We start from the raw sequence: 11,221 nt of genomic DNA on the forward strand, positions 1-11,221 counted from the left end.
ATCTTACAATGTCAATGACATTTTTTGAATCAAGCTCGCAGATGGAACAGAAAAAAAGTACACAAAAGCGCAATCAACTGCTGAATGCTGCCCTAGATGTTTTTTCCGTCTATGGGTTTAGTGGTGCCAGTCTGGATGAGATTGCGCAACTGGCAAATATGCATAAATCGAATATTTTCTACTACTATGAAAATAAAGAGTCGCTTTATGTCGAAGTGCTCACCACGGTATTACAAAAGTGGCTTGCACCCTTGCAAACCCTAGAGTCTGAGCTTGAGCCTACTGAAGCCCTGACCCACTATTTAATTCAAAAAATTGAAAGCTCACGTGATCAACCTAAAGCATCACGTTTATTTGCTCTTGAGATTATTCAAGGTGCGCCGCATATTTTGCCAATCTTAAAAGGCCCTTTGAAAAAGCTATTTAAGCGTAAAACCAAAGTGATTCAAACTTGGCAAGAACAAGGTAAATTGTCGGCAGAGATTGACCCAGAATTGTTGATTATCAACATTTGGGCGATCACTCAAAATTACGCTGATTTTTCGACGCAAATGGAAATGGTCACAGGCAAAACTTTGCGTAACCGTAGCATGTTTCAACGCACGGTTGAGCATACTGTGCATATGATGTTATACGGCGTATTACCACGCTAAATTTTCTTCTAAAAGCCTTAATTTTAGCGATTGACGTACACTTAAAAAGCGACTTTGTGAGTCGCTTTTTTCTATTAAGTGCTTGAGAATTTTATTAAGTTTACCTAAATAAAATTATAGAATGTGAAAAATTACGGACAAACCATTCCAATATGCAGAAAACTGAACCAACATTAATAAAGATTATGATATTAAATATAAAAAATTAATAATTTCGTTCAAGCTGTATTATATTAATTTTAGGAAACTTTAAAGTCCTGAAAGCACCAATTTCGCTTGTGAATGCCCATTATTAGCGGCTTTGCTATACCACTCAAAAGCCTTCTTATCATCTTGTACTACACCCTGGCCATTCTGATACATCGATCCAAGATTATATTGTGCCTGAGCATTACCTTGATTAGCCGCTTTGCCGTACCATTCAAATGCTTTTTCATAATTTTGTACAACACCTTCACCGTTGTCATACATCAACGCAAGGTTAGTCTGTGCAACATCATCTCCCTGTATAGCTGATTTTTCATACCACTCAAATGCCTTTTTATCATTTTTGGCTACACCCTGACCGCTATAGTACATAAATCCAAGAGCATTTTGTGCCATTGCAAATCCTTGATTAGCTACTAAACTGTATAATTCAAATGCTTTTTTATCATCTTTTTCTACACCTTGGCCATTCTGATACAGCAATCCAAGATTATATTGTGCAGCAGCAATTCCCTGAACAGCTGATTTTTTATACCATTCAAATGCTTTCTCATAATTCTGTATAACTCCTTGGCCATTTGCATATACCCATCCAAGGTTATATTGTGCTAGCGCATCACCATTTTCAGCTTTTCTTAATAAATCATTTGAGAGCGTTGGATTTGCTAAGCTTCCCATAGAAAAGACCAGTCCACAAGCAATAACGATAAGTTTGAAAATTTTCATTTTCTGCCTTTAAATTAGAGTTACATTTAATTCTTTAAATTATTAATAATACTTTATAAAGATAAAAAACTTAGAGGTATTTAACATAATGGTCCTCTTGCGAATTCACCACAAAACCATTATTTATTTTCAATATCTTATAAACAAAACAATGTTTATCCATACTAACTACAACGTTAGACCTTTGCATTTAAAAATGGGCTTGATACAGCGCCAATAATTTTTGTGCACCAAGCAGCAGATTTTCTTCCCAATCCAGATGTGCCGTATCATTGGCACCATCTGTAATATATTTAACTGAAATCAAACGCACCCCAAGCTTTTGGCACACTTTAGCTAAGGCATAGGCTTCCATATCCACGAGGTTACAACTGACTTTAGGAATCCCTGTTTCAAAAGAATCACCCGTTCCACAGACCCCTTTAGGTAAAATCTCAAAATGTGGCTGAGTATGGATCTCCGCAGGAATCTCATCATCCATTGGGGTCACGCCTACGGCAAAACCTAAAGGCGATACATCCATATCACGCTGCACAAAAGTAATCACCTCAACCAAACTATGCGCATCAAAATGTGAACTGCCTGCACTGCCTAAATTGATTAGTGTTTTGCACCCCGTTTTTTGAATCACTTCAAAAGCCTTGAATGCTGCATTAATTTTGCCGATGCCACTGTAATGAACATTAATTCCAGCTTGTTCAAACAGCCCTTTGGATTCATTCGGCAAAGCCATAATCAGAGCAATATCAGCATTCATAAAAAGACTCGTTCAAATCAAAATAGAGACACAAAAAAGGTGTGCTTCGGCACACCTCGATATTATTGCATCTTCTGCTGTAAGGCGACCAAACAAGGAGAGAAAAATAATTGACCGCTATACGCCCCTGCCAACGTTTTCTTCATCACCAATGCCCATAGGCCAACCAACAACAGACTTAAAAACACAGCCGCATACTGTAAGAAATCGATATGTAATTGATGCGCCAAGTTGAAGATCGCCAAGATAAATACACCGAATGGGAAAGTTAGCCCCCACCATCCTAAATTAAATGGAATGCCAGTACGCATATGACGCAGTGTGGTCAAGATCGCAATCCCAAACCACCATAAGCCAAAACCTAATAGCACCAAACTTGCCACAATACCCAAGGCTGGAAGTAATGTCGCTAAGCCTTCAAAGCCCATCGCCTGCATAATACGTGGAGCTTGTTCACCCAGTAATAATAACGCTAATGCCCCTGTTCCAATCGGTCCTAAACATAACCAGCTAGAAATCGCGACTTCTTTTTCAGGTAACTGGTGTAAAGCTAAACGTAACATTAAAATCGTTAAGATCGCAAAAGCAGGTAGTACAGAAATACCCCACAATACATAGCCTGTGATCAAAATCGTCAATGCATGTTGATCGGCTGCTAAATGCTGTAATAGCAGCCCCGCAGAGCTGGCAGCGACCTCACACGCTACGATCGGGAGTAACCATACCGCAGTCATCCGTTGTAATTGATGATCTTGGCAGCTAAACATACAAAATGGCACCACCCACGCAATCACTACCGCAAGAACCACATCGATATACCAAAGGTAAGTGGCAATCTGAATGGCAATATCGCCATATAAATGGGTACCGAAACTGAGAAAACCATTAGCAATCGTCGCTAAGCCCATTGGAATCGCACCGAGGAATAAGCTCATGTTGGAGTGAGTAAAAATCTGCTTGGCTTCGGTTGGAAATAAAATCCAGCGTAAGATATATAGCACACTAAAAGTACTAAATAACAAAATATTAAATTGCCATAATTTGGTCGCAAGCATAAATAAGACAGATGAGGCAAAAGGCAACTGTGCTAAAATCATCGCCACCACACCCGTTCCCATGGTTGCAGTAAACCAATTCGGGGTAAAATGGCGAATCACATCGGTGCTCTGCTCTAGCTGATAAAACGGCTTTTTCATCTCTTTCTCAATATCAAGCGACTATGAAGCTATTTTAGGTTAATTTATAAATAAGAAAAATTGATTTATTTTTATTTATCGAATCAATTTAATTGATATAAAGACTTTAAATATTGAAATTTTTCTGTGTAAAAACACAACAACAAGACGAAACGCTGAGAATATGGCAATATATAGCCTTTGCAAAATCACTGTATTTAACGCCCATGAAGTTGCTTCGTCTCAACGCATTATCGCCAGATTTTCAGTTACCCCCAACTGCGGTAACGATTGGCAATTTTGATGGTGTCCATCTTGGCCATCAAGCGATGATTGCTCAACTCAAAACGTTGGCTGAAGCGCAAGACTTAAAAACATTGGTGATGATTTTTGAGCCACAACCACTTGAATTCTTTAAAGGTTATGATGCACCTCCTCGCATCAGCTCGCTCAGAGAAAAAGTAGAATATTTAACTGAGCTCGGTGTGGACTATATTGCAGTTGCGAAATTTGACCAATATTTTAGAAGTTTAAATGCCACTGAATTTGCCGACCTACTCAAATTAAAACTCAATGCGCAAAGCTTGGTGCTGGGTGATGATTTTCATTTTGGTAAAGACCGCCAAGGCAACAGTGAATTCTTACGCGACTACGGTTTTGATGTCATCAATTTAAATACGGTAGCTTTAAATGGTGAACGTGTCAGTTCAACTCGTATTCGTCAGGTCCTTCAACAGGGTGATCTGGCATTAGCGGCCAAACTATTGGGTCGTCCTTATAGCATCACAGGCCGAGTGCAATATGGCGATCAGATTGGTCGCACCCTTGATTTTCCAACCATTAATGTGCGTTTAAACCGTCACAAACCGTGTTTAAATGGGATTTATGCGGTAGATGTGGTCTGTGAAAATGCATCATTGACTGCCAAAGTAAAACATTCAGATCCTGCCCTCAACGGGATTACAGGCTATCAAGCTGACAGTTTGTTTGGTGCAGGTCATGTGGGGACACGCCCAGCCATCAAACAAGACCAGCCAGAATGGCGATTAGAGGTACATTTCCCTGATGTTTCTGCTAATCTGTATGGCTTATTGATGCGGGTAACCTTTCTTCACTATTTGCATGGTGAACTGAATTACCCTTCGCTTGAAGCCCTCAAAGCCGGAATTGATGATGATGTGCAAAAGTTACGAGACTATCGTACTAGCACAGCTGAATTTCCTTTTTAAATTTAAAATGTAAAACATGTCAGTTTACAAACTGATCAAACTGGAAGAAAACTTGCATGAGCGATAAGCAAACTCCTGAAAATGCAGTGGATTATAAAGCCACACTCAATTTGCCAGCGACTGAATTTGCCATGAAGGCAAACTTGGCTGTGCGTGAAGCCAAATGGTTAGAAGAGTGGTATGCCGACAACATTTATCAGCAGATTCGTGAATCGCGTATTGGCAAGAAAAAATATGTACTGCATGACGGCCCTCCATATGCCAATGGTCAAATCCATTTAGGTCATGCCGTCAATAAAGTCTTAAAAGACATCATTATTAAAAGCCGCGTTTTAGATGGCTTCGATGCACCGTATGTACCGGGTTGGGACTGTCACGGCCTACCAATCGAACTGAAGGTCGAAGAAAAAGTCGGTAAAGTAGGCGTTAAAGTTGATGCCTCAACTTTCCGTAAGGCTTGCCGTGAATATGCGTATACGCAAGTCGAATTACAGAAAAAAGACTTTGTGCGTATGGGCGTTTTTGGTGATTGGGACAATCCATACCTCACCATGAACTTCAAGCAAGAAGCTGACATCGTCCGTGCCTTGGGTGCCATTGCCAAAGCAGGTCATATTGAGCCGGGTCTAAAACCAGTGAACTGGTGTATGGACTGTGGTTCATCACTGGCTGAAGCAGAAGTTGAATACGAAGATAAAAAATCTGATGCGATTGATGTTGGCTTCACGGTTGTTGACCTTAAAGATCTCAGCACACGTTTGAATGTTGATGTTCAAGATGCCACGGATATCGTGATCTGGACCACTACACCATGGACTTTGCCTGCTAACCAAGCGGTCGCGCTCCACGCTGATATCGACTATCAATTGGTTCAAGTGACTACCGAGCGTGGTACGCAAAACTTTATTCTGGCCAAAGACTTGGTTGAATCAGCAATCGAACGTTACAAACTGGAAAATCCAGTTGTACTCGCTGATTTCAAAGGTGCTGCAATTGAGAACCTTCTTTTGCAACATCCACTGTTGGCAGATCGTCAAGTCCCTGTGATTTTAGGCGAGCACGTGATTGCAACCAGTGGTACAGGTGCAGTGCATACCGCACCCGGCCATGGTGTAGACGATTATAAAGTCGGTTTGCTGTACCAATTAAAAGTTGAAAACCCTGTCGGTGGCAATGGTGTTTATTTACCAACATCGCCAATTTTTGCAGGGGAACATATTTATAAAGCCAATCCTCAAATCATTGAGGCATTGGGTGCAGTTGGCCGTCTATGGGCGCATCAGCCAATCAAACATAGCTATCCGCACTGCTGGCGTCATAAAACCCCGATTATCTTCCGTGCGACACCACAATGGTTTATCAGCATGGATGCCAATGGTCTGCGTCAAAATGCCTTGAATGCAATTGAAAATGAGATCGAATTTGTGCCTGATTGGGGACAAAGCCGTATTCAGTCGATGATTGAAGGTCGTCCAGACTGGTGTATCTCACGTCAACGTACTTGGGGTGTACCAATCCCATTCTTTGTACACAAAGATACCAATGCATTACACCCACGTACGCCTGAATTGATCGAAGAAGTGGCTAAACTGATCGAACAAGAAGGTATTGATGGTTGGTATAACCGTGAAGCGAGTGAGTTCATCGGTGCCGATGCAGAACAATATAATGCGGTACGCGATACCTTAGATGTTTGGTTTGACTCTGGAACTACACACTACGCTGTGCTTCGTGAACGTGATGATCTACAAGATCCAGCAGACTTATATCTTGAAGGTTCAGATCAACACCGTGGCTGGTTCCAATCGTCGTTGTTAACTTCGATCGCGATCAATGAACGTGCGCCATATAAAGGCTTACTCACCCACGGTTTTGTGGTCGATGAGAAAGGCCGTAAGATGTCTAAATCATTAGGCAACATCATTACCCCACAAGACATTATCAAAGATATGGGCGCTGATGGCTTACGTTTCTGGATTGCATCTGCCGACTACCGTTACGAAATGACAGCTGGTAAAGAAATCTTTAGCCGCGCGTCAGATGGTTATCGTCGTATTCGTAATACCTTACGTTTCTTGTTGGCAAACTTGAATGGCTTCAAACCATCAACAGATGCGTTACCAGTCGACCAATTGATTGCATTGGATCAATACATCTTGCAACGCGCTGCTGAGGTTCAAAAAACCATTCAGCAAGCTTATGAAGAGATGAACTTCCATATCGTCACGAATGCGCTAACAAGCTTCTGTATTAATGACTTGGGTGGTTTCTACCTCGACATCATCAAAGATCGTCAGTACACCACTAAAGCAGATTCACAGGCACGTCATTCTGCGCAAACTGCGCTGTATCATATCGTGCAAGCTTTTGTTCGCTGGATGTCACCTATCCTCAGCTTTACCGCACAAGAAGCTTGGCCATTGATTCCAGAACAAACTGGAAAATATGTATTTACCGCTGAATGGTATGATATCCCAACTGCATCAACAGCAAACTTACTGTCTGAAGCAGATTGGCAAACATTGATTAGCGTAAAATCAGCAGTAAATAAACAGATTGAAGCAGCACGTAACGCTAAACTCATTGGTAGTAACCTATCTGCTAAAGTTGAACTTTGGGCAGATGAAGCATTACAAACATTGTTAAACCAATTGGCTGATGAATTACGTTTTGTCTTGATTACCTCTCAAGTCATCGTTCACCCTTATGCTGAACAAGGCGAAAGCACAGACCTCGAAGGTCTGCGTGTGCAAGTTTCGGCGGCAGACGGTGAAAAGTGTGTACGTTGCTGGCATGTATTGCCTGATGTAAATACACACGTTGGTCATGCTGGTTTATGCGCTCGTTGTATTATCAATGTCACTGGCAGTGGCGAAGTGAGAAAATATGCATAATTCTGTGCAAACAAGCCCAACAAAAAAAGGCTTATTCCAATTTTACCCGCACAACTTAATGTGGCTTGGACTTTCAGTCCTTGCCATTGTGCTGGACCAATGGACCAAATGGATTGCAAGTTCGCATTTAAACTATGCGGACCCTGTTCCTGTTCTGCCTTTTTTAAATTGGACACTGCTGCATAATTATGGCGCAGCATTCAGCTTTTTGTCTGATGCAGGTGGCTGGCAACGCTACTTCTTTACCTCATTAGCAGGCTTCGTTTCGGTGATTTTTGTTTTCTGGCTAATGCGTATGCCTAAGAAAATGATTGTATTACCAATGGCAATTGCGTTGATTCTTGGTGGAGCAATTGGCAATCTGATTGACCGTGTTAGCTTAGGCTATGTGGTCGACTTTATTCATGTTTATTATCAAAACAGCCATTTTCCAGCCTTCAATCTTGCTGATAGCGCCATTACCTTAGGGACTATTTTGCTGCTGATCGATACTTTCTTCCTTGAGAAGAAACGTAACCAAAACGCGGATGCATAACATGACTGAAATTATTCAACCAAACGAAGAAATTCGTATTCAGGATGGCTCAAAAGTCGAATTGCACTTTTCTGTCTCTATTGAAAATGGTGTTGAAATTGATAACACCCGTGGTCGTGAAGAACCCGTTAGCCTTGTGATTGGCGATGGTAACTTACTACCACATTTTGAGAAGGCATTATTTGGTTTACGTGCAGGCGATCGTCGCACCGTACATTTACCACCTGAAGATGCTTTTGGTCCGTGGAATCCTGAAAATATTCAGACCTTCGACACCGTCAAATTTGAACAACGCCCAATTGTTGGTCATATGATTGAATTTGAAGACAAGGCCAAAGCAACTTTGTTCGGCATCGTAAAATCGGTCAATGATGACATTACCGAGATTGATTTTAATCATCCTCTGGCAGGCAAAAATATCACCTTTGAAGTGGAAATATTCAAAGTCACCCCAGCTGGTCAGCAAGGCATCAAATTGATGTAACAAAAAAGCTCTCAAATGAGAGCTTTTTTTATATCCGAAAAAAAGTATAAGATCATTTAAAAGCATTCATTTTTAAAATCAAAGCAATAACACACAGGAATTTAAATATGCTGATTTATATTATTGTTGGTAGTGTTCGGGAAGGTCGCACAGCGATCAAAGTCGCTAATTGGGTACAGCAAGCGACAACTGAACTCGCATTAAAAGATATTCAAACCGAAGTTGTTGATCTTAAGGAATGGGACTTACCGCTATTTGCAGGTTCTCATCCACCTGCGACAGGCATTTATGATCAGCCGAAACAACAGCAGTGGGCGGATAAAATCGCACAGGCACAAGCCTTTATCTTCATTAGCCCTGAATATAACCACGGTTATAGTCCAGCACTGAAGAATGCCTTGGATTATGTCGGGAAAGAATGGCAAGGCAAACCAGCAGCTTTTATCGGTTATGGCTCTACCAATGGCTCCCGTTCAATCAGTCAAATCCGCCAAGTGACCTCTAGCTTAGGTATTGTTGATCCGAATGCAGTGATTGAAATTCGCGACATCTTTAAACGTAATAAAGACGAGAACTTTGAAGCCAATGAGTTTGAAGTGAAAGGATTAGCGGCTCTCGTTGCCAAATTACAGAAATATCATATCGCTTAGTTGTACGCCTAAGCGTACGTTGATTAGGTCGATTTACGTCTGTTCCATTTCTGGCTTGATCGCTAATATATGAAGCATAGAGAGACAGGAAGTCTCATTGAGAATAAGAACAGACACAGGATGTGGTCGTTAATAGGATATCAACGACATAAACTGAATATGAAGAAGCCCCGTCAGGATGATGGGGCTTCTTTTTGTCTATTCTTTCCCTAACAACTGCTGGATTCTCTTTTGATAATTATTTAAAAAATCCTTTGTTACCCGAAAATGCTCTGTTTCTTCATAAGATATTTCTTTAATCCCTGAATCGGAAAACTGATAAATTTTGGCATTTGGATAAGCCAATAAAATAGGAGAATGGGTGGCAATAATAAATTGAGATTGCTCCTGACATAAACGATCCACAACCGACAAAGTTGTCATCAACATTGTTGGAGACAAAGCTGCTTCTGGTTCATCTAAAAGATATAAACCTTTACCTTTTAATTTCATTGTTAATAATTTTAAGAAAGCCTCTCCATGCGAGCGTAAGTGTATATCTCCCCCATACTCCACCAAATAGTCCACTTGCTTCATATAGGTTGCAACGTTATAGAAGCTCTCTGCACGCAAAAAGTAATAATCTTGAGGCTTCTTATAACTTTTTATCGTTCGAATCGCCTGATGCAAATCAGAAGCCGTTGTTGCAGTATTTAATTGTACATTCCGCGTTCCGCCTTCTTCTGAAAAACCCAAAGCAAGTGCTAAAGCTTCAAGAATGGTTGATTTTCCTGAACCATTTTCTCCAACAAAGAAGGTTACCTCTGGATGGAACTCAATACTTTCTAGATCATTAACAGCAGGAACGACATAAGGATAACTGGCCCAATCCAAGGACTCAGGTGCTTTAAACTTCACAGCTCGAATATAGGGTCTTTCTTGCATAAAATATTGGCAAAACGATTTGTTATAGCATGCTAGATTTTGTCTTTGAAAAATACCTTAATTCATTGATAAACGTCTTGGGATGTCGTATTACTCAAATAGCCTCTTCAGACCTTATCTAAATCCAATGATTATCAATGAGCTCCATGACATCATATAACCGTTTTTCTAAGTGATTATTCCCTACAGCGCAAATAATGTCTTTCACCCCATCTACATATGGTGAATCACCTAAAACCTTTGTTTCCAAAACAATTGAACACGATTTATCATCTGATATTTGAATACGATGATATGCATGTCGAGCTAGATTTTGTTCAGGAATCCCAAGCTCAAATTGCTGTCTTTTCACATCACGTACGGATTCAATTGCATCATCCTGCATACTGAGTGACTTGGCCATCGCCACCGCTGTTCCAGGTACAGAGGTTTTATTTGCTTGATGAGATTCAATGATACTTACTTGATATTGGCTGAAATTTTTCCCAATTTTTTCAATCATATTCATAAATTTAAGCATTAATATATTGGTATTTGGGCATAAAACGACTGGGATATCCAAATAATCTTGCTTGTAATCAATATCCGTTGATAGCTCAATAAGCGTAGAACCTGTTTGTTTACAATAAGGAACTGCCTCATTTAGCTCTCTGCCAGAACCAGCATGTACGACAATCGCTATCTCAGCTTCATTATTATTTCGATCAGCCCAAGCGAAGACTTTATATTCTTGATTAAAATCCAGTCCTTTGAGTAATTCATTCGCTAATTTACCAGAGCCAATAATATATACATTAGTCATAAATTAAGATTTGTCGAAGATTTTCTTTATTTTAATCTATTTCCCACCACACATTTCCTTCCGCGCAATAAAAAACACCCCCAACGGTTAGGTTGGGGGTGTTTAGATTTAAAAGCTGGCGATGACTTACTCTCACATGGCAAGTGCCACACTACCATCAGCGCTAAGAGGTTTCACTTCTGAGT

General features: G+C 40.5%; 11 protein-coding genes. 6 read left to right on the top strand and 5 right to left on the bottom strand.

Annotation, left to right across the window (positions count from 1 at the left end; translation table 11 throughout):
- Positions 1 to 41 precede the first annotated feature (41 nt).
- A complete protein-coding gene (locus F3J02_RS16785) occupies positions 42 to 653 on the top strand; it encodes a TetR/AcrR family transcriptional regulator (RefSeq protein WP_005200942.1) in 612 nt (203 codons plus the stop codon).
- Between the two features lie 249 nt (positions 654 to 902).
- Here F3J02_RS16785 and F3J02_RS16790 read toward each other — a convergent pair whose 3' ends face one another.
- The 3 genes from F3J02_RS16790 to F3J02_RS16800 all read right to left on the bottom strand — a co-directional run bounded on the left by F3J02_RS16790 (position 903) and on the right by F3J02_RS16800 (position 3,539).
- Positions 903 to 1,586 carry a tetratricopeptide repeat protein gene (locus F3J02_RS16790; RefSeq protein ID WP_167251098.1) on the bottom strand — a complete coding sequence of 228 codons (684 nt, stop codon included), beginning with the start codon at positions 1,584 to 1,586 and terminating at the stop codon, positions 903 to 905.
- 190 nt (positions 1,587 to 1,776) lie between these two features.
- Positions 1,777 to 2,343 carry a 5'-nucleosidase gene (locus F3J02_RS16795; protein WP_167251100.1) on the bottom strand — a complete coding sequence of 189 codons (567 nt, stop codon included), beginning with the start codon at positions 2,341 to 2,343 and terminating at the stop codon, positions 1,777 to 1,779.
- A 62-nt stretch (positions 2,344 to 2,405) separates the two neighbouring features.
- The gene (locus tag F3J02_RS16800; protein WP_167251102.1) at positions 2,406 to 3,539 is read right to left on the bottom strand and encodes a TDT family transporter; all 1,134 of its coding nucleotides are present in this window, start codon (positions 3,537 to 3,539) and stop codon (positions 2,406 to 2,408) included.
- Between the two features lie 206 nt (positions 3,540 to 3,745).
- Here F3J02_RS16800 and ribF point away from each other — a divergent pair, with 206 nt between their 5' ends.
- From ribF to F3J02_RS16825, 5 genes are all read left to right on the top strand, one after another.
- On the top strand, positions 3,746 to 4,747 hold the full coding sequence (ribF, locus tag F3J02_RS16805; RefSeq protein WP_167251104.1) for a riboflavin biosynthesis protein RibF: 1,002 nt from the start codon (positions 3,746 to 3,748) through the stop codon (positions 4,745 to 4,747).
- Between the two features lie 56 nt (positions 4,748 to 4,803).
- On the top strand, positions 4,804 to 7,641 hold the full coding sequence (gene ileS / locus F3J02_RS16810; protein ID WP_167251106.1) for an isoleucine--tRNA ligase: 2,838 nt from the start codon (positions 4,804 to 4,806) through the stop codon (positions 7,639 to 7,641).
- A complete protein-coding gene (gene lspA / locus F3J02_RS16815; protein WP_167251108.1) occupies positions 7,634 to 8,176 on the top strand; it encodes a signal peptidase II in 543 nt (180 codons plus the stop codon). The genes ileS and lspA overlap by 8 nt, the downstream gene beginning before the upstream one ends.
- Position 8,177: 1 nt before the next feature.
- Positions 8,178 to 8,660, top strand: a complete 483-nt coding sequence (locus F3J02_RS16820) for an FKBP-type peptidyl-prolyl cis-trans isomerase (RefSeq protein WP_167251110.1) — start codon at positions 8,178 to 8,180, stop codon at positions 8,658 to 8,660.
- A gap of 107 nt (positions 8,661 to 8,767) precedes the next feature.
- A complete protein-coding gene (locus F3J02_RS16825) occupies positions 8,768 to 9,310 on the top strand; it encodes an NADPH-dependent FMN reductase (RefSeq protein WP_167251112.1) in 543 nt (180 codons plus the stop codon).
- Positions 9,311 to 9,508: 198 nt separating this feature from the next.
- Here F3J02_RS16825 and F3J02_RS16830 read toward each other — a convergent pair whose 3' ends face one another.
- Both F3J02_RS16830 and F3J02_RS16835 read right to left on the bottom strand, forming a co-directional pair.
- Positions 9,509 to 10,234 (bottom strand): AAA family ATPase, encoded by a 726-nt coding sequence (locus tag F3J02_RS16830; RefSeq protein WP_167251114.1) that lies wholly within the window; start codon positions 10,232 to 10,234, stop codon positions 9,509 to 9,511.
- A gap of 118 nt (positions 10,235 to 10,352) precedes the next feature.
- Entirely contained in the window at positions 10,353 to 11,036 is a 684-nt protein-coding gene (locus F3J02_RS16835) for a dihydrodipicolinate reductase C-terminal domain-containing protein (protein WP_167251116.1), read from the bottom strand.
- Positions 11,037 to 11,221: the final 185 nt, after the last annotated feature.

The organism is Acinetobacter sp. Tr-809, assembly GCF_011753255.1.
Classification (GTDB): domain Bacteria; phylum Pseudomonadota; class Gammaproteobacteria; order Pseudomonadales; family Moraxellaceae; genus Acinetobacter.